This window comes from beta proteobacterium MWH-UniP1, from assembly GCA_036362785.1.
In the GTDB taxonomy this organism is placed as follows: Bacteria; Pseudomonadota; Gammaproteobacteria; order Burkholderiales; family Burkholderiaceae_A; genus Lacustribacter.
The window spans coordinates 1,214,479-1,232,797 of the sequence record CP143625.1 but is presented as its reverse complement, the minus strand read 5'-3'; the positions used below and the strand labels follow the sequence as shown (position 1 = coordinate 1,232,797).

The following is an 18,319-nucleotide window of genomic DNA, read 5'->3' as shown; positions in this document are numbered from 1 at the left end:
TTTATTCCGATTGCAGGTGAGGCAGCGCTTTGGTCAGCGCGGCTACTGCCCGCGAGCAGTGGGTCTTCACGCTGCCCTCTGAGCAGCCCATCACCTGGGCGGTTTCTGAAATGTCCAGTCCCTCCCAATAACGCAGCAGGAAGGCTTGTTGTTGACGAGCGGGAAGTTGGGCAATGGCTTGGGTGATTTGTTCCCAGGTCTGTTTGCGCGAAAGCAGGGCTTCTGGCTGCCGTTCGGACTCATCCGCGGTATCGGCCAGCGGATGCTCAAAGGCTTGGTCGTCTTCGGATTCGGAGCCCTTTGGGGACAGATCACTAAACAGCGTTATCCAGGTCCGGCGGACTTTTTGCCGCCGATGGAAGTCCAAAATCGCGTTTTGCAGGATCCGCTGAAACAGCATCGGCCACTCTTCCTCTGGCCGTGAGCCGTACTTCTCGGCCAAGCGCATCATGGCGTCTTGGACCAGATCCAAGGCAGCCGGCTCGTTGCGGGTGGCCAGCATGGCCATTCGGAAGGCGCGCCGTTCTACGCCAGCCAAAAAATGGTCCAAAGCCTTTGGGTTCATACCCGATATGTTAAATTAGTGGGCTTGACCTTGCCGGTACTGTCTCCACAAGAGCCAGCAACGGCGATCCGTCAACTCAAAGCCCTTGTCGCAAGGTCTGCGTCGCTGAAGCTTTAGGCTCTGGTGGCGCCGGCGGGCAAGGATCACTGGAACTTGATAGGACCTAAAACCTATGGAAATTACTGGCGCAGAAATCGTCGTGCGCTGCCTGCATGAAGAGCAGGTGGATCACATCTTTGGCTACCCTGGCGGTGCCGTTCTCTACATCTACGACGAGATATACAAGCAAAACAAGTTCAAGCACGTGCTCGTTCGGCATGAGCAGGCAGCCGTGCACGCGGCCGATGCCTATGCCCGCTCCACCGAAAAGGTCGGCGTAGCCCTGGTCACCAGTGGCCCCGGCGTGACCAATGCGGTGACCGGCATTGCCACGGCTTATATGGATTCCATTCCCATGGTGGTGCTCTCGGGCCAGGTGCCCACGCACGCCATTGGCTTAGACGCCTTTCAAGAATGCGACACAGTCGGCATCACGCGCCCCTGTGTGAAACACAACTTCTTGGTGAAAGACGTCCGCGATCTGGCCAGCACGATTAAAAAAGCGTTTTATCTGGCGCGCACAGGCCGCCCTGGCCCCGTGTTGGTTGATATTCCAAAAGACATCACTCGCGACCGCTGCAAGTTTGATTACCCCAAAGAAATCAGCATGCGGTCTTACAACCCGGTGGTGAAGGGCCACTCAGGCCAAATCAAAAAAGCGGTTCAATTGATGTTGGCCGCAGAGCGCCCCATGATCTACACCGGTGGCGGCATTATTTTGGGCAATGCATCTGCAGAGTTGCGTGAACTGGTGGATCTGCTGGGTTATCCGGCCACCAACACGCTGATGGGCCTAGGCGCTTACCCGGCGACCAACGAAAAATTCCTGGGCATGCCGGGCATGCACGGCACTTACGAGTGCAACATGGCCATGCAGCACAGCGATGTCATGGTGGGCATTGGTGCGCGGTTTGATGACCGCGTGATTGGCAATCCCAAACACTTCGCGCAGAACCCGCGCAAGATCATCCATGTTGACATTGATCCATCTTCAATTTCCAAGCGTGTGAAGGTGGACGTACCCATTGTGGGTGACGTTCGCGAAGTCATGCGCGAGATGATTGCGCAGATCAAAGAGGCGATCGCGGCTGGCCATGGCCCGAACAAAAAGGCACTGGGCAATTGGTGGAATCAAATCAACGAGTGGCGTAAAAAAGACTGTCTGTCTTACGACCAGGGCAGCGACATCATTAAGCCCCAGTTCGTGGTGGAAAAGCTCTGGGAAGTCACCAAGGGCGAAGCCTTCATCACTTCTGATGTTGGACAGCATCAGATGTTTGCTGCCCAGTTCTATAAGTTCGACCACCCCCGCCGCTGGATCAACTCCGGTGGCCTGGGCACCATGGGTGTTGGCCTGCCGTATGCCATGGGCGTGAAATTTGCCCACCCCGATGCCGATGTTGCCTGTATCACCGGCGAGGGCTCGATCCAGATGTGTATTCAGGAACTCTCCACCTGCCAGCAGTATCGGCTGCCTGTGAAAGTCATCAACCTGAACAACCGCTACCTGGGCATGGTGCGTCAGTGGCAAGAAATTGAGTACGAGAGCCGCTACGCCGAGTCCTACATGGATTCGTTGCCAGACTTTGTGAAACTTGCCGAGGCCTATGGCCATGTGGGCATGCAAATCACCAAGCCGGCAGATGTGGAGCCAGCCCTGCGCGAGGCATTTGCCATGAAAGATCGATTGGTATTTATGGACTTCATTACCGATCGCGAAGAAAACGTGTGGCCCATGGTCCAGGCCGGCAAGGGCCTGACCGAGATGTTGTTGGGTTCGGAAGAGCTATAAGGAGCCCAGAACATGCGACACATTATTTCTATCTTGGTTGAAAACGAGCCGGGTGCCCTATCGCGTGTGGTGGATCTGTTTGCCGCACGGGCCTACAACATTGAGACGTTAACGGTCGCGCCGACCGAAGACATCTCACTGTCGCGCATGACCATTAGCACCAAGGGGTCTGACGACACCATTGAACAAATCACCAAGCACTTAAATCGCTTAGTCGATGTGGTCAAGGTGGTCGATTTGGTCGAGCACCCTTATATCGAGCGTGAGCTCATGCTGATCAAGGTCCGTGCTGTGGGCAAAGAGCGTGACGAAATGAAGCGTATGGCGGACATCTTCCGTGGCCGCATCATTGACGTGACGGACAAGACATACACCATTGAGCTCACGGGCGACACCCAAAAGCTTGATGCGTTTATCGAAGCGTTGGATAACGACAGTATTTTGGAAACCGTGCGTACGGGCTGCTCTGGCATCTCGCGCGGCGAACGAATTCTCAAGTTGTAATTTCTACATAAACAAAGGAAAAGACATGAACGTTTTTTATGACAAGGACGCCGACCTCTCCCTGATCAAAGGCAAGAAAGTCGCCATCATCGGTTACGGCTCGCAGGGCCATGCCCACGCACAAAATCTCAACGACAGCGGCTGTAACGTTGTGGTGGGTGTTCGCAAGGGTGGCCCCTCCTGGGCCAAGGTGGAAAAGGCTGGCCTAAAGGCCGCCGAAATCAAAGATGCCGTGAAAGACGCAGATGTCGTCATGCTCTTGATGCCTGATGAAAACATTGCCGCGGTCTACAACGCTGAAATCGCCCCGGTGATTAAGCAAAACGCTGCCTTGGCCTTTGCCCACGGCTTTAACGTGCACTACGGCCAGGTCACGCCCCGTGCTGATCTAGACGTGATCATGATTGCCCCCAAGGCACCCGGCCACACGGTGCGTGCAACGTACACTCAAGGCGGTGGCGTTCCCTGCCTGATCGCTGTTCATCAAGACACCACCGGCAATGCCCGCGCAATCGCGTTGTCTTATGCCAGCGCCATTGGTGGCGGCAAGGCCGGCATCATTCAGACCAACTTCCGTGAGGAGACCGAGACCGATCTGTTTGGTGAGCAGGCCGTGCTCTGTGGCGGTACCGTTGAGCTGATCAAGGCTGGCTTTGAGACCCTGGTCGAAGCTGGCTATGCCCCCGAAATGGCCTACTTTGAGTGCCTGCACGAACTCAAGCTGATCGTTGACCTGATCTACGAAGGCGGCATCGCCAACATGAACTACTCGATCTCGAACAACGCCGAGTTTGGTGAGTATGTGACTGGCCCGAAGGTGGTTACGGCTGAGACGAAGAAAGCCATGAAAGAGGCGCTCACCCGCATTCAAACCGGTGAATACGCCAAAGAATTCATTTTGGAAAACCGCGCTGGTGCACCCACATTGATTTCACGTCGTCGCCTCACGGCTGAGCATCCCATTGAGCAAGTGGGCGAGAAGCTGCGCGCCATGATGCCCTGGATCAGGGCCAACAAGATGGTCGATCAAACCCGTAACTAAAGAGCCGCCCACACCATGGCAGACGTTGATACCCGCAGTTATCCGCACCCCATCATCGCGCGCGAGGGTTGGCCCTTTGTCGCAATCAGTGTTGGGTCGGCCTTAATTGCATCCGTACTGGACTTGGATTTCCTGTCGGGTCTGCTCTGGCTGATCGTCATCTTTGTGGTGCAGTTTTTCCGGGATCCGGCCCGTACCCCGCCGTTGGGGGAGGGCCTGATCACCTCACCGGCAGATGGCCGCATTGTGGTGGTGGGCAAGGCCGTGGATCCCATCACCAATCAAGAGAGCCTGAAGATCAGTGTGTTTATGAATGTGTTTAATGTGCATTCCAACCGCTCACCCATTCAAGGCAAGGTCACCCAGGTCCAGTATTTCCCTGGGTCGTTTCTGAATGCCTCGGTCGACAAGGCCTCTGAGCACAATGAGCGCAATGCCATTGTGATTGAGGACCCGCAGGGCAGACGCATCACCTGCATTCAAATCGCGGGCCTGGTGGCCCGGCGCATTCTTTGCTACGTCAAGCCCGGCGACAGCCTGATGCGCGGCAGCCGCTATGGCTTTATTCGGTTTGGTTCTCGGGTCGATGTCTATTGCCCGCTGACCGCGCAGGCCTTAGTCTCGGTGGGTGATAAAGTTTCGGCGCATTCCACACCACTGGCCCGTTGGTAATGTCTATCCACGCCAGTGTTTCGCGCCCACTGAGCCCTGAATTTAAATGAATCAAAGACTGCCGCGTCGCCGCACCAGCATCTACCTGCTGCCGAATCTGTTCACGACGGGCTGCCTCTTTTCTGGCTTTTTTTCGATTGTTCAGGCCTTTAATGGCCGCTTCACCGAGGCCGCCATCGCGATTTTCGTGGCCATGGTGCTGGATAGTCTTGATGGCCGTGTGGCCAGATTGACCAACACCACTTCTGATTTTGGTGCCCAGTACGACAGCCTGGCCGACATGGTGGCCTTCGGTGTGGCACCGGCCCTGGTGATTTACATCTGGTCGCTACAGAGTCTGGGCAAGTTTGGCTGGCTCGCTGCGTTTGTCTACATTGCCGGGGCGGCCCTGCGGCTGGCGCGGTTTAACACCAACATCGCCATTGTCGATAAGCGGTTTTTTCAAGGCATGCCCAGCCCTGCGGCAGCGGCCTTGCTGGCGGGGTTGGTCTGGGTGGCCACCGATCTTCGCGAGACCCGCTGGATTGACTGGTCAGCCAAAGACCTTCGCTGGGTCAGCTGGTCGGTGGCAGTCTACGCGGGCCTGACCATGGTCTCGAGCGTGCCCTTTTACAGCTTCAAAGATCTAAATCTGCGCCGTAGTGTGCCCTTTGTGGTGATCTTCCTGATTGCCCTGGGCCTGGTGCTGATCTCCCAAGACCCGCCCACATTGCTCTTTTTGCTCATGCTGGCCTATGGCCTGTCGGGCTGGGTGTTGTTTGTCTGGCGCAAGGCCAGGGGCGAGGCCATCGAAGTATTTGCCGAACCCGAGGAAAAAGATTTATAGTTGATCCCTATGAGTTTTGAATCCTTCATTACCTCTCTACACCTACTTCCCCTGGGTCGACTGCGCCACGGGCGCTAACACTCGACCCCCACCGGCAGGGTTTTAGAAACCCCCAGTCTGCGCCGGAGACCTAAATCTGCAGACCGTTTTTCCCGAACAAATAGAACTAGCAACGTCAACATGCTCAATTGTGAAAAGAGCAGGTGACATTCGTTAAAGGAAACCACCATGAATGACCGTTTAATTATTTTTGACACCACCTTGCGCGATGGTGAGCAGAGCCCCGGCGCATCGATGACCAAAGACGAAAAGATTCGTATCGCCCGCCAGTTGGAGCGTTTGCGTGTGGATGTGATCGAGGCCGGCTTTGCGGCCGCAAGCCCTGGCGATTTTGATGCGATTCGCTCCATTGCCGAGACCATTAAAGACAGCACTGTCTGCTCTTTGGCCCGTGTCTCGGAAAAAGATATTCGTGCCGCAGGCGAGGCCATCAAGCCGGCCGCCAAGGGTCGAATCCACACGTTTATCGCCACCAGTCCGATTCACATGGAAAAGAAACTCCGTATGAATCCCGATCAGGTGGTTGAGGCTGCTGTTAAGGGCGTGAAGATGGCCTTGCAGTACACACCTGATGTGGAGTTTTCCGCAGAAGACGCGATTCGTAGTGACATCGACTTCTTGGTCCGGGTTTTTGGCGAAGTGATTAAGGCCGGTGCCACCACCATCAACGTGCCTGACACCGTGGGCTACAGCGTGCCCGGTGGGTTGGGCGAGCGGTTTAAGTATCTGATTGAGCGCACCCCGGGTGCGGACAAGGTGATCTGGTCGACCCACTGCCATAACGACTTGGGCATGGCCGTGGCCAACTCTTTGTCGGCGGTGTTAAACGGCGCCCGCCAGGTCGAGTGCACGATCAATGGCTTGGGTGAGCGTGCGGGTAACGCGAGCTTGGAAGAGATCGTGATGGCGGTCAAAGTCCGCCAAGACGTCTTTAAGTGCGACACCCGAATCGACACTACCCAGATCGTGACCGCTTCCCGTTTGGTCTCCCAGATCACGGGCTATCCGGTCCAGCCGAACAAGGCGGTGGTCGGGGCCAATGCCTTTGCCCACGAGTCTGGCATTCACCAAGACGGCGTACTCAAGCACCGCGAGACCTACGAGATCATGCGGGCGGAAGATGTGGGCTGGTCGGCCAACAAGATTTCCCTTGGCAAGCTCTCGGGCCGTAATGCCTTTAAGCAGCGTTTGGCTGAATTGGGCATCGAGTTTGAATCCGAGCAGGCCTTAAACGATGCCTTTGCACGATTCAAAGACTTGGCCGACCGGAAGTCTGAGATTTTCGACGAGGACTTGCAGGCCTTGGTCTCGGGCGATGCCATCGGCGAGACCGACGAGCACTTTAAATTCTTGTCCTTGTCCCAGCGCTCAGAAACGGGCGAAAAACCCCAGGCCAAGGTGGTCTTTAGCGTGGACGGGGAAGAAATCACCACCCAGGCCCAGGGCAATGGGCCGGTGGATGCCACGGTCAATGCCATCGAGTCCAAGGTGGCCAGCGGGGCAGAGCTGCTCTTGTTCTCGGTTAACGCCATCACCACGGGCACCGAGTCCCAGGGCGAGGTGACCATGCGGCTGTCCAAGGCCGGCCGGATCGTCAATGGCGTGGGGGCAGACCCAGATATTGTCGTGGCCTCGGCCAAGGCCTATCTGAACGCATTGAATAAGCTCGAGAGCAAGGTCGAGCGGCTCAATCCGCAGTTGGTCTAAGGCCGTTTTTCCTATACAATTCAAAGGCTTGCTCGAAAGAGTTAAGTAAAGCACGGCGGGCCTTGGCGGGCCCGGCCGCAAGTCCATTGGCATTTTCTAGGAGATTTCCATGCCCGTCGCCACGTTAAACAAGCCTGAAGTCATGGCGCAGTACCAGCGCGCCAAAAACGATACCGGCAGCCCCGAGGTCCAAGTGGCCCTGCTGACTGCCCGAATCAACGACCTGACCGACCACTTCAAAGTCCACGCCAAGGATCACCATTCCCGCCGTGGTCTGTTGAAGATGGTGAGCCGTCGCCGTAAGTTGCTCGACTATTTAAAGCGTACCAATGTGCAGTCGTACCGCACGCTAATTGAGCGTCTGGGACTGCGTAAGTAAACGACACGCGTGGAGCCCGATATCGAGTCCCGAGCGTTGTGGTTAAGCTGATGACCAAAATGCCTGCCCGGTCTGCCGTGCGGGCATTTTTGCTATCTAGATTGTTGTGATTGTTGTTATTGAGAGAGAGAAGGAAAGCCAGTGTTCAATATTGCTAAAGAAGAGTTTCAGTATGGCCAGCACAAAGTGGTGCTGGAGACCGGCGAAATCGCCCGCCAAGCCAGTGGTGCAGTACTGGTTAATGTAGAAGACACCATTGTGTTGGCCACTGTTGTGGCGGCGAAAAGCGCCAAGCCGGGCCAAGACTTTTTCCCGCTGACCGTGGATTACATGGAAAAGACCTATGCTGCGGGCAAAATCCCCGGCGGTTTTTTCAAGCGTGAAGGCCGTCCTTCTGAAAAAGAAACCCTCACATCGCGCCTGATCGATCGTCCGCTGCGTCCGCTCTTTCCTGATGGTTTTTATAACGAAGTTCAGGTGGTCTGCACCGTGATCTCGTTAAACCCCGAGATCGATCCAGACATTCCCGCCATGATTGGCGCGTCTGCCGCAATGGCCATCTCAGGCGTTCCCTTTAATGGCCCAATTGCTGCTGCCCGCGTGGGTTACATCAATGGCCAGTACGTGCTCAACCCCACCGCCACGCAGCTCAAAGACTCCCGCATGGACTTGGTGGTTGCCGGTACTGAGTCGGCCGTGCTGATGGTGGAATCGGAAGCCGATCAGCTCTCTGAAGAAGTCATGCTGGGTGGTGTTGTGTTTGGCCACGAGCAGGGCCGCATTGCGATTGATGCGATTAACCGCCTCGTAGAAAAAGCCGGCAAGCCCGAGTGGGACTGGCAGCCTGCCGCCAAAGACGAGGCACTGATTGCGCAGATCAAAGCCCTTGCCGAGGGCCCGTTGAAAGAAGCCTATGGCATTCGCAACAAGCAAGAGCGTTCGCAGAAACTGAAAACGGTCTATGCGGAAGTGGAAACCAGGATCGCTGAATCGGTTGCGGCCTCGGGCGCAACAGTCGATGGCAATCTCGTGGCAGAGACCTTGTTCTCCTTAGAAGCCAACGTGGTGCGCTCACAGATTCTGAATGGCGAACCCCGTATCGATGGCCGTGACACCCGCACGGTGCGTCCGATCTCGATTCGCACTGGCGTATTGCCACGCACCCACGGTTCTGCGTTGTTTACTCGCGGCGAGACCCAGGCCTTGGTTGTGGCCACGTTGGGCACCACCCGCGATGAACAGATCATCGATGCGCTGGGTGGCGAATACCGTGACCGCTTCATGCTTCACTACAACATGCCCCCATACGCCACTGGCGAAACGGGCCGCGTTGGCACACCCAAGCGCCGTGAAATCGGCCATGGCCGTCTTGCCAAGCGTGCCTTGGTGGCCGTGCTGCCAAAGCCCGAAGACTTCGCTTACTCCATGCGTCTGGTGTCGGAAATTACCGAGTCCAATGGTTCGTCTTCAATGGCATCCGTCTGCGGCGGCTGTCTGGCCCTGATGGACGCAGGTGTTCCACTCAAAGCACACGTGGCCGGTATTGCCATGGGCCTGATCAAAGACGGTGGCCGTTTTGCGGTGTTGACCGACATCCTGGGTGATGAGGATCACCTGGGCGATATGGACTTCAAAGTTGCCGGTACCGAAAACGGTATTACTGCGCTTCAGATGGACATCAAAATCCAGGGCATCACCAAAGAAATCATGCAGGTTGCACTGGCGCAAGCCCAAGAGGGCCGACTGCATATTCTGGGCAAGATGAAGGCCACGCTCGACCATGCCCGTGAAGAGTTGTCGGAATTCGCGCCGCGCCTCTACACCATGAAGATCAACCCCGAGCGCATTCGTGACGTGATCGGCAAGGGTGGTGCCACCATTCGTGCCATTACTGAAGAAACTGGCACGCAGATTGATATTTCGGAAGACGGCTCCATTACCGTGGCCGCAACCACCGGTGATGCCGCCCGTGCCGCCATCAAAAAGATCGAAGAGCTCACGGCAGAAGTTGAAGTGGGCAAGACCTATGACGGCACTGTCCTGCGCCTGTTGGAATTCGGTGCCATTGTCTCGATTCTTCCCGGCAAAGATGGCCTGCTGCACATCTCTCAGATCGCCAATGAGCGCGTCAATGCGGTCAGCGACTATCTGAAAGAAGGCCAGTCCATCCGCGTGAAAGTCCTGGAGGCAGATGACAAAGGCCGTCTGCGTCTGTCCATGAAGGCCCTGCTCGAGAGCAGCGATGCTCCCGCAGCACCTGCCGCACCAGAAGCGTAATGACAAAAGCGGTCGTCACCTCTCGCCAGCCCTGGGTGGTTGGCAACTGGAAGATGAATGGCAGCCTGTCGGATAACGAGGCCCTGCTGTCCAGCCTGCTGGGGCTGATTGAGCGTCACGCTGATCAGCCCATGGCCAAGCTGAGCGTTGCTGTGCCGTCGCCTTATCTCTTTCAGGCCGCTGTTCGCCTAAAGGGTCAGCCCATCACTTGGGGGGCGCAGGATGTCTCCACCGAGGAAAAGGGCGCCTTTACCGGTGAGGTATCGGTGGCCATGCTGCAAGACTTTGAGGCCGAATTTGCCTTGGCGGGTCACTCCGAGCGTCGTGCCCGTCACGGCGAGACCGACCAGGCGGTTGCGGCAAAGGCCCTGCGTTTGGCGAAAGCTGGCCTAACGCCGCTGGTCTGTGTGGGCGAGTCCCTGCAGGCGCGTGACCAGGGCCGCGCATTGGAAGTGGTCTGTGGACAAGTCCGTGCAGTCGCCCAGGCCCTGTCCGATGCAAAGCTGTTGGGCCGGGCGGTTTTTGCCTATGAGCCCATTTGGGCGATCGGCACAGGCAGAAGCGCAAGCCCTGAGCAGGCCCAGGAAGTCCATGCCGCAGTCCGCGGCACGCTGGCCAGTATTGATGCGGGTCTGGCGGCGCAAATTCAGTTGTTATACGGTGGCAGCGTCAAGGCGGCGACAGCGGCAGAGTTATTTGCCCAGCCCGACATTGATGGTGCCCTGGTGGGTGGTGCGGCCTTACACGCACAAGAGTTTTTTGACATCGCCTGTTCGGTACAGACGGTATAACCACTTGTTGTAAAAGGAATGCAATATGAGTTGGCTTGGTAATTTGGTTCTCACGGTTCAGGTGGTCTGCGCGATCGCCATCATTGTCTTGGTCTTGCTGCAGCAGGGCAAAGGCGCCGACATGGGCGCAGCCTTTGGCTCAGGCTCGGCCGGAAGCGTTTTTGGTTCCAGTGGCTCAGCGAATTTCTTAAGCCGCATGACCGCAGTTTTCGCCGTGATCTTTTTTGTCGCCACGCTGGCTTTGTCGTTTATCGCGACTCAAAACCGCAAGCCACAGGGCGCTGGCAGCGTGATGCAGACTTCGCCGGAAGTCCCGTCGTCGGTGCCTGTCCCTTCGTCGACATTGCCTGCGCAGCCTGCAGGGTCTTCGGTGCCGGCTGCGCCTGCCGAAAAGGGCGCAAAGAAGTAAAATACGCGCTGCAGCAAAAACAATAAGCCGAAAAAAGGCACTTGCTGCAGTGTTGTTCCGGTAGTGGGGGTATTTTTAAGCCGACGTGGTGAAATTGGTAGACACGCTATCTTGAGGGGGTAGTGGCGCAAGCTGTGCGAGTTCGAGTCTCGCCGTCGGCACCAATAAAAATAAATTCCGGGGATTGAGTAGTGAACTTAGAGCAATACCTTCCGGTTTTACTGTTTATTCTCGTCGGCATCGCGGTGGGCGTTGGCCCTATGGTGATCGGCAAGATTCTGGGCCCCAGCCGGCCCGACAGCGAAAAGCTCTCTCCTTATGAGTGCGGCTTTGAAGCCTTTGAAGACGCCCGACTTCAGTTCGATGTGCGTTATTACCTGGTGGCGATCCTGTTTATTTTGTTCGATCTCGAGATCGCGTTCCTATTTCCATGGGCAGTCTCTCTTAAAGACATCGGCTTTTTTGGCTTCATGTCCATGATGGTGTTTCTAGCAATCCTGGTGCTTGGCTTCATCTACGAGTGGATGAAGGGCGCCCTGGATTGGGAATAAGAAAGGCAGGGGAGTTGGGTCATGGCGATTGACGGCGTTTTCAAGCAGGGCTTTCTCACCACGTCGGCAGACCAAATCATCAACTGGACGCGCACGGGGTCGCTCTGGCCCATGACGTTCGGTCTGGCCTGTTGCGCCGTGGAGATGATGCATGCAGGCGCGTCTCGTTACGACTTAGACCGCTTCGGTGTGGTCTTTCGCCCCAGCCCACGCCAGTCCGATCTCATGATTGTTGCGGGAACACTGTGCAACAAAATGGCACCCGCCATGCGCAAGGTCTATGACCAGATGCCGGAACCCCGTTGGGTGATTTCCATGGGGTCGTGCGCCAACGGCGGTGGTTACTACCACTACAGCTATTCCGTGGTGCGTGGCTGTGACCGCATCGTGCCCGTGGACATTTATGTGCCGGGCTGTCCGCCCACGGCGGAGGCCCTGATCTACGGCATTATCCAGCTGCAAAACAAGATTCGCCGTACCAACACCATTGCGCGGAGTTAAATCACATGACAACTCTTGCTGAACTCGTTCAAGCAACCTGTGGAGATGCTCTGGTGGGCATTGCACATAGCTGCGATGAGACCACGGCGGTGGTGCGTGCCGACCGGTATTTCGAGTCATGCAAGCTGCTGCGTGACACACCGGGACTACGGTTTGACACCATGATTGATCTTTGTGGTGTGGACTATCAAGACTACAAAGAAGGCACGCACGAGGGCCCGCGGTTTGCGGTGGTGGTGCATCTGCTGTCGGTGGAATTGAACCAGCGCTTGCGTGTCCGTGTCTTCTGTCCAAATGATGATCTACCGGAAGTGGCTTCCATCACCAGCCTATGGTCGTCAGCAAATTGGTACGAGCGCGAGGCCTTTGACATGTTTGGCATTGTGTTCCAGGGTCATGACGACCTGCGGCGCATTCTGACCGACTATGGCTTTGTGGGCCATCCGTTTCGTAAAGATTTCCCCATCTCAGGTTACGTGGAAATGCGTTACGACCCAGAGCAAAAGCGTGTGATCTATCAGCCGGTGACCATTGAGCCCCGCGATCAGACCCCACGGGTGATTCGTGAAGAAAACTACGGCGGATTTATTCCGCAATAAGAACGAGCGTACGGGAGAAACTGCGGCGTGGCAGACATTAAAAATTACACCCTGAACTTTGGTCCCCAGCATCCGGCGGCCCACGGGGTGTTGCGCCTGGTGTTAGAGCTTGATGGTGAAGTGGTGCAGCGTGCTGACCCCCATATTGGCCTGCTGCATCGTGGCACGGAAAAGCTTGCCGAGACCAAGACCTTTATTCAGTCGGTGCCGTATATGGACCGGCTCGATTACATGTCCATGATGGTCAATGAGCATGCGTATTGCATGGCTATTGAGCGGCTGATGGGCGTGGAGGTCCCCATTCGTGCCCAGTACATCCGCGTCATGTACGACGAAATCACACGGTTACTGAATCACCTGCTGTGGATCGGTGCCCATGGCCTTGATGTGGGCGCCATGGCGGTATTTCTTTATGCCTTCCGCGAGCGCGAAGACCTGCTGGATTGCTACGAAGCCGTCTCGGGTGCCCGCATGCACGCGGCGTACTACCGGCCAGGTGGCGTTTACCGTGATCTGCCGCAGCAGATGCCCCAATACATTGCCAATCGCAAGCGTTCCGAGAGCTCAGCCCGCAAGCTGAACGAAAACCGCCAGGGCAGCCTGCTAGATTTCATTGAAGACTTCACCAAACGTTTCCCCGGCTATGTCGACGAGTATGAAACCCTGCTGACCGACAACCGCATTTGGAAGCAACGCTTGGTGGGCATTGGCGTGGTCTCGCCTGAGCGGGCCAAGGCCATGGGGTTTACTGGCCCAATGCTGCGCGGATCGGGCGTGGTCTGGGATCTGCGTAAGCACCAGCCTTATGAAGTTTATGATCGGCTTGATTTCGATATTCCGGTGGGCAAGGGTGGCGATTCTTATGACCGTTACCTGTGCCGCGTTGCCGAAATGCGCCAGAGTAATCGCATCATTGCCCAGTGCGTGGATTGGCTGCGCAACAACCCGGGGCCGGTGATGTCGGACAACCACAAGGTGGCTCCACCCGCACGACTTGACATGAAGTCCAACATGGAAGAGTTGATTCACCATTTCAAACTCTTCACCGAAGGCTTCCATGTGCCCGAAGGCGAGTGCTATGCCGCAGTGGAACACCCTAAGGGCGAGTTTGGTATTTATCTCGTGTCCGACGGTGCCAACAAACCTTATCGCCTGAAGATTCGCGCGCCGGGCTATGCCCACTTGCAGGGGCTTGATGAGATGTCGCGCGGCCACATGATCGCAGACGTGGTCACCATCATCGGCACCCAAGACATCGTGTTCGGAGAGATTGATCGATGAGTGTTCAGTTATCGCTTGCCGAAGCGCCCAAGGGCCCCGTGTTGTCGGCCCAGGCCTATCAAAAGATTGATCGCGAGATTGCGAAATATCCCGCCGACCAGAAGCAGTCTGCGGTCATGGCGGCACTCGCCATTGCCCAGACCGAAAAGGGTTGGATTTCGCCGGAAGTAGAAGCCGATATTGCCAAGTATTTGGGCATGCCTGCAATCGCCGTGCATGAAGTGGCCACCTTTTACACGATGTACAACCTAAAGCCCGTGGGCCAGTACAAGCTCACCGTCTGCACCAATCTGCCCTGTGCCTTGCGCAGTGGCAATCACGCTGCCGAATACATCAAGGCAAAGCTTGGAATTGGCTTTAACGAAACCACCGCTGATGGTCTATTTACCCTGAAAGAGGGCGAGTGCATGGGGGCCTGTGGCGATGCGCCCGTGATGTTGGTCAATAACCACCGCATGTGCAGCTGGATGTCCAACGACCGGATTGATGCCTTGATTGCTGAACTAACTGAGCAGGCCAAGTCTGGTGCTGCGAAAGGGGGCAACTGATGGGCGCACCCGAGATTCCAGTGATTGACACCTGCTTTCACGCGCGGCACATCTCGCCGCAGATTCTGGCGGGGCTCACGCCCGATGGCTGGCATTTAAAAGACTATCAGTCACGCGGTGGCTACGAGGCCTTAAGAAAAATTCTCACCACCGGCATGACACCTGAGCAAGTGATTGCAGAGGTCAAGGCGTCGGGCCTGCGTGGCCGTGGCGGTGCGGGCTTTCCCACCGGCCTGAAGTGGAGCTTCATGCCCGCCAAGCTGCCCATTCAAAAGTATCTGGTCTGCAACTCCGACGAAGGCGAGCCGGGCACATTTAAAGACCGCGACATCCTGCGTTACAACCCGCATATCGTGATCGAGGGCATGGCCATTGCGGCCTATGCCATGGGCATTACGGTGGGCTATAACTACATTCACGGTGAAATCTGGGAAACCTATGAGCGGTTTGAAGCGGCCTTGGAAGAGGCCCGTGCTGCCGGTTTTCTGGGTAACAACATCATGGGCTCGAACTTCTCGTTTCAGCTGCATGCCCATCATGGTTACGGCGCCTATATCTGCGGTGAAGAAACTGCGCTTTTAGAGTCACTCGAAGGCAAAAAAGGCCAGCCACGGTTTAAGCCGCCATTCCCAGCAAGCTATGGCCTGTATGGCAAGCCCACCACGATCAACAACACCGAAACCTTTGCGGCAGTGCCTTGGATTATTCGCAACGGTGGCCAGGCGTACTTAGAAGTGGGCAAGCCGAATAACGGTGGCACCAAGGTGTTTTCGATTTCCGGCGACGTTGAGCGGCCCGGCAACTATGAAATTCCGCTGGGCACACCCTTTGCCAAACTATTGGAATTGGCTGGCGGCGTGCGCGACGGCAAGAAACTCAAAGCCGTGATCCCGGGTGGTTCTTCCATGCCGGTGTTGCCCGCCGACATCATGATGGCCTGTGACATGGATTACGACTCAATCGCCAAAGCCGGCTCCATGCTGGGCTCTGGTGCCGTGATCGTGATGGACGAGACCCGCTGCATGGTCCGCAGTCTGTTGCGCCTGTCGTACTTTTATTACGAAGAGTCGTGTGGCCAGTGCACGCCTTGCCGCGAGGGCACGGGCTGGCTGTGGCGCATGGTCGATCGCATTGAAAAAGGCCAGGGCACCATGGAAGACCTGGCCCGCTTAGATGAAGTGGCCAGCAATATCCAGGGCCGCACCATCTGTGCGCTTGGCGATGCAGCTGCAATGCCAGTGCGCGCATTTTTAAAACACTTCCGTTCAGAGTTTGTGCATCACATCGAGCACAAACGCTGTGCGGTGTCGGATTATGTTTAAGGCACGAACACAGGGCCGCGAGAACAGCAATGGTTGAACTTGAGATAGATGGCAAAAAGGTAGAAGTCGCCGAAGGCAGCATGGTCATGGACGCCGCGACCAAGCTTGGCGTATTTGTGCCGCACTTTTGTTATCACAAGAAGTTGTCGATTGCGGCCAACTGCCGCATGTGCTTGGTGGAAGTTGAAAAAGCGCCCAAGCCATTACCCGCCTGCGCCACACCGGTCACGGCTGGAATGAAAGTCTTCACCCGCTCTGAAAAAGCCAAGCAGGCCCAAAAGAGCGTGATGGAATTTTTGCTGATCAATCACCCACTGGATTGCCCCATCTGCGACCAGGGCGGCGAGTGTCAGCTGCAAGATCTCGCGGTGGGCTATGGTCCATCGGCCTCACGTTACACAGAAGAAAAACGGGTGGTCTTTCATAAGTCGATGGGGCCACTGATTTCTGCAGAAGAAATGAGCCGCTGTATTCACTGCACCCGGTGTGTGCGCTTTGGCCAAGAGATTGCCGGCGTGATGGAGCTTGGCATGGCTGGCCGCGGTGAGCACTCTGAGATCATGTCCTTTGTGGGCAATGCGGTGGAAAGTGAACTGTCGGGCAACATGATTGACATCTGCCCGGTTGGCGCATTGACCAGCAAGCCATTCCGTTACTCCGCTCGCACCTGGGAGTTGTCGCGCAAGCGCTCGGTGAGCCCCCATGACAGCATCGGTGCCAACATTGTGGTTCAGTCCAAGGCCAACCAAGTCAAGCGCGTGGTCCCCTTGGAAAACGAAGAGGTCAATGAGTGCTGGATCTCCGATCGCGATCGTTTCAGCTACGAGGGCCTAAACAGCACCGATCGACTCACGGTGCCCATGATCAAGCAGTCAGACGGCACATGGCGTGAGGCCAGTTGGGAAGAGGCTCTGGCCAAGGCCGCTGATGCACTCAAATTAGCTGGGGAAGTGGGCCCCAATCAGGTCCGTACCCTAGCGTCCCCAAATTGCACACTGGAAGAGCTCACGCTTGCAGCATCGCTGACCCGTGCACTCAAGAGTGACTCGGTGGATTTTCGTCCTCGTCTCGGTCAGGCTGGCTTTGATCAGCAGTTCATCGGCACGCCAACACTTGGGCTAACCCTGTCTGAAGTCAGTCATCTTGATCGTGCCTTGGTGATTGGGTCTTTCCTGCGCCAAGACCATCCGCTTCTCGCCCAGCGTCTGCGCCAAGCCGTGCGTCATGGTGCAAAGCTCGCCACCCTGCATGCGGTGGCGCAGGACCTGCTCATGCCTGTGTCGCAGCAGATGGTTTGCAGCCCCGCACAGTGGGTGGCATCCGTTCTAGACATCGCGGCAGCCGCCTATCAACTCAAGGGCCAAGCCATGCCCGCCGAGCTTTCAGGCCGCCAGCCCTCGGATCAGGCAGTGGCTGTTGCCAATCTGCTCGCCCAGTCGGCCGACCCCAGTAAACAGGCCGCAATTCTCTTGGGCAACAATGTATTGGCACACCCACAGGCATCAAACATCTGGTCGGCTGCGCAGTTACTTGCCGAAGCCATTGGCTGTCGCCTTGGGTTTACTGTTGAGGGTGCCAACGGCGTGGGCGGCTATATTGCCAAGGCCGCCCCCATGAAGGGTGGTGTTGATGCGGCGGCCATGTTTGCAACTGGCGCCGAGGCTTTCTTGTTGATCAACATTGATCCTGCCCTGGACTGTGGCAACCCCCAGCAGGCCATGCACACACTGAAGTCTGCCAAGACCGTTGTGGCATTGTCGGTTTTTAAAGACGGCGTGATGGACGTCGCTGATGTGGTCTTGCCGATTGCCCCTTACACCGAGACATCGGGTTCTTACGTCAATTGCGAGGGCCGGCTGCAGACCACCCAGGCGGTGGTGCGGCCCCTGGGCCAGTGCCGCCCGGCGTGGAAGGTCTTGCGCGTGCTGGGCAATTTGGTCCGTGCCCCCGATTTTGAATTTGAATCTTCGGAAGACATTCGTCAGTCGGTTCTTGGAGACCGCGAGAGCGGAAAGATTATTGTGGGCCTGTCGGCCCGCGCCCATCCGATTCAATCGCTACCGGCCATCACAACGTCAGAAAAATCACAGCTGGTGCGCATTGCCGATGTACCCATCTATCGCAGTGATGCCATTTCACGGCACGCACCTGCCTTGCAAGAAACGCGGGCCAGTGCAGCACCCAAGGCCATTTTGAATCCAGCGGATGCGCAGCGCCTGGGGCTTGCAGCGGGTGTGCGTGTGAAGTGCGCCCAGACCGCTCGCCATGGTGAGATATTTGAAGTCGCAATCGATGATCGTGTGGCCCCTGGAGTGGTTCAGATCTCAGCGGCCCATCGTGCCTGTGCAAGCCTGGGCGAGATGATTGGCCCCATTGAGCTGGAGGTTGCCTGAT

18 protein-coding genes and 1 tRNA gene are annotated in these 18,319 nt (G+C 56.6%); 18 read left to right on the top strand and 1 reads right to left on the bottom strand.

The features are described from left to right. Position 1: 1 nt before the first annotated feature. On the bottom strand, positions 2-565 hold the full coding sequence (locus AOB54_05950; protein WVN41051.1) for an RNA polymerase sigma factor: 564 nt from the start codon (positions 563-565) through the stop codon (positions 2-4). Positions 566-737: 172 nt separating this feature from the next. Here AOB54_05950 and AOB54_05945 point away from each other — a divergent pair, with 172 nt between their 5' ends. The 18 genes from AOB54_05945 to nuoG all read left to right on the top strand — a co-directional run bounded on the left by AOB54_05945 (position 738) and on the right by nuoG (position 18,318). Further along, on the top strand, positions 738-2,456 hold the full coding sequence (locus AOB54_05945) for an acetolactate synthase 3 catalytic subunit (protein ID WVN41050.1): 1,719 nt from the start codon (positions 738-740) through the stop codon (positions 2,454-2,456). Positions 2,457-2,468: 12 nt separating this feature from the next. Next, positions 2,469-2,960 (top strand): acetolactate synthase small subunit, encoded by a 492-nt coding sequence (ilvN, locus tag AOB54_05940; GenBank protein ID WVN41049.1) that lies wholly within the window; start codon positions 2,469-2,471, stop codon positions 2,958-2,960. A 25-nt stretch (positions 2,961-2,985) separates the two neighbouring features. Continuing rightward, a complete protein-coding gene (gene ilvC / locus AOB54_05935; protein WVN41048.1) occupies positions 2,986-4,002 on the top strand; it encodes a ketol-acid reductoisomerase in 1,017 nt (338 codons plus the stop codon). Positions 4,003-4,017: 15 nt separating this feature from the next. Then, positions 4,018-4,674: a phosphatidylserine decarboxylase gene (locus tag AOB54_05930; GenBank protein ID WVN41047.1), complete on the top strand. Its 657-nt coding sequence runs from the start codon at positions 4,018-4,020 to the stop codon at positions 4,672-4,674. 46 nt (positions 4,675-4,720) lie between these two features. Next, the gene (gene pssA, locus AOB54_05925; protein WVN41046.1) at positions 4,721-5,500 is read left to right on the top strand and encodes a CDP-diacylglycerol--serine O-phosphatidyltransferase; all 780 of its coding nucleotides are present in this window, start codon (positions 4,721-4,723) and stop codon (positions 5,498-5,500) included. A 228-nt stretch (positions 5,501-5,728) separates the two neighbouring features. Then, entirely contained in the window at positions 5,729-7,267 is a 1,539-nt protein-coding gene (locus tag AOB54_05920; protein ID WVN41045.1) for a 2-isopropylmalate synthase, read from the top strand. 109 nt (positions 7,268-7,376) lie between these two features. Further along, positions 7,377-7,646: a 30S ribosomal protein S15 gene (gene rpsO / locus AOB54_05915; protein WVN41044.1), complete on the top strand. Its 270-nt coding sequence runs from the start codon at positions 7,377-7,379 to the stop codon at positions 7,644-7,646. A 141-nt stretch (positions 7,647-7,787) separates the two neighbouring features. Beyond that, complete coding sequence (pnp, locus tag AOB54_05910; protein WVN41043.1) at positions 7,788-9,923, top strand: polyribonucleotide nucleotidyltransferase; 2,136 nt, start codon at positions 7,788-7,790, stop codon at positions 9,921-9,923. Beyond that, on the top strand, positions 9,923-10,714 hold the full coding sequence (gene tpiA, locus AOB54_05905) for a triose-phosphate isomerase (GenBank protein ID WVN41042.1): 792 nt from the start codon (positions 9,923-9,925) through the stop codon (positions 10,712-10,714). Before pnp ends, tpiA begins: the two co-directional genes overlap by 1 nt. A gap of 25 nt (positions 10,715-10,739) precedes the next feature. Beyond that, on the top strand, positions 10,740-11,123 hold the full coding sequence (gene secG, locus AOB54_05900) for a preprotein translocase subunit SecG (protein WVN41041.1): 384 nt from the start codon (positions 10,740-10,742) through the stop codon (positions 11,121-11,123). Between the two features lie 79 nt (positions 11,124-11,202). Then, a tRNA-Leu gene (locus AOB54_05895) sits at positions 11,203-11,287 on the top strand. 27 nt (positions 11,288-11,314) lie between these two features. Next, on the top strand, positions 11,315-11,674 hold the full coding sequence (locus AOB54_05890; protein ID WVN41040.1) for an NADH-quinone oxidoreductase subunit A: 360 nt from the start codon (positions 11,315-11,317) through the stop codon (positions 11,672-11,674). A 21-nt stretch (positions 11,675-11,695) separates the two neighbouring features. Continuing rightward, positions 11,696-12,175 carry an NADH-quinone oxidoreductase subunit B family protein gene (locus tag AOB54_05885; GenBank protein ID WVN41039.1) on the top strand — a complete coding sequence of 160 codons (480 nt, stop codon included), beginning with the start codon at positions 11,696-11,698 and terminating at the stop codon, positions 12,173-12,175. 5 nt (positions 12,176-12,180) lie between these two features. Next, positions 12,181-12,774, top strand: a complete 594-nt coding sequence (locus AOB54_05880) for an NADH-quinone oxidoreductase subunit C (protein ID WVN41038.1) — start codon at positions 12,181-12,183, stop codon at positions 12,772-12,774. Positions 12,775-12,801: 27 nt separating this feature from the next. Continuing rightward, the gene (locus AOB54_05875; protein WVN41037.1) at positions 12,802-14,055 is read left to right on the top strand and encodes an NADH-quinone oxidoreductase subunit D; all 1,254 of its coding nucleotides are present in this window, start codon (positions 12,802-12,804) and stop codon (positions 14,053-14,055) included. Between the two features lie 38 nt (positions 14,056-14,093). Then, positions 14,094-14,603, top strand: a complete 510-nt coding sequence (nuoE, locus tag AOB54_05870) for an NADH-quinone oxidoreductase subunit NuoE (protein ID WVN42779.1) — start codon at positions 14,094-14,096, stop codon at positions 14,601-14,603. Further along, entirely contained in the window at positions 14,603-15,925 is a 1,323-nt protein-coding gene (nuoF, locus tag AOB54_05865; GenBank protein WVN41036.1) for an NADH-quinone oxidoreductase subunit NuoF, read from the top strand. Before nuoE ends, nuoF begins: the two co-directional genes overlap by 1 nt. Before the next feature lie 29 nt (positions 15,926-15,954). Then, positions 15,955-18,318, top strand: coding sequence for an NADH-quinone oxidoreductase subunit NuoG (gene nuoG, locus AOB54_05860; GenBank protein WVN41035.1), 2,364 nt, complete (start codon positions 15,955-15,957; stop codon positions 18,316-18,318). Position 18,319 lies beyond the last annotated feature (1 nt).

Bases quoted from the DNA above. Each gene is read 5' to 3' on its own strand.
- pssA (WVN41046.1), top strand. From the start codon at position 4,721: ATGAATCAAAGACTGCCGCGTCGCCGCACCAGCATCTACCTGCTGCCG.
- secG (WVN41041.1), top strand. From the start codon at position 10,740: ATGAGTTGGCTTGGTAATTTGGTTCTCACGGTTCAGGTGGTCTGCGCG.
- nuoG (WVN41035.1), top strand. From the start codon at position 15,955: ATGGTTGAACTTGAGATAGATGGCAAAAAGGTAGAAGTCGCCGAAGGC.
- rpsO (WVN41044.1), top strand. From the start codon at position 7,377: ATGCCCGTCGCCACGTTAAACAAGCCTGAAGTCATGGCGCAGTACCAG.
- AOB54_05930 (WVN41047.1), top strand. From the start codon at position 4,018: ATGGCAGACGTTGATACCCGCAGTTATCCGCACCCCATCATCGCGCGC.
- tpiA (WVN41042.1), top strand. From the start codon at position 9,923: ATGACAAAAGCGGTCGTCACCTCTCGCCAGCCCTGGGTGGTTGGCAAC.
- AOB54_05950 (WVN41051.1), bottom strand. From the start codon at position 565: ATGAACCCAAAGGCTTTGGACCATTTTTTGGCTGGCGTAGAACGGCGC.
- AOB54_05920 (WVN41045.1), top strand. From the start codon at position 5,729: ATGAATGACCGTTTAATTATTTTTGACACCACCTTGCGCGATGGTGAG.
- AOB54_05945 (WVN41050.1), top strand. From the start codon at position 738: ATGGAAATTACTGGCGCAGAAATCGTCGTGCGCTGCCTGCATGAAGAG.
- AOB54_05885 (WVN41039.1), top strand. From the start codon at position 11,696: ATGGCGATTGACGGCGTTTTCAAGCAGGGCTTTCTCACCACGTCGGCA.
- ilvC (WVN41048.1), top strand. From the start codon at position 2,986: ATGAACGTTTTTTATGACAAGGACGCCGACCTCTCCCTGATCAAAGGC.
- nuoF (WVN41036.1), top strand. From the start codon at position 14,603: ATGGGCGCACCCGAGATTCCAGTGATTGACACCTGCTTTCACGCGCGG.
- AOB54_05880 (WVN41038.1), top strand. From the start codon at position 12,181: ATGACAACTCTTGCTGAACTCGTTCAAGCAACCTGTGGAGATGCTCTG.
- ilvN (WVN41049.1), top strand. From the start codon at position 2,469: ATGCGACACATTATTTCTATCTTGGTTGAAAACGAGCCGGGTGCCCTA.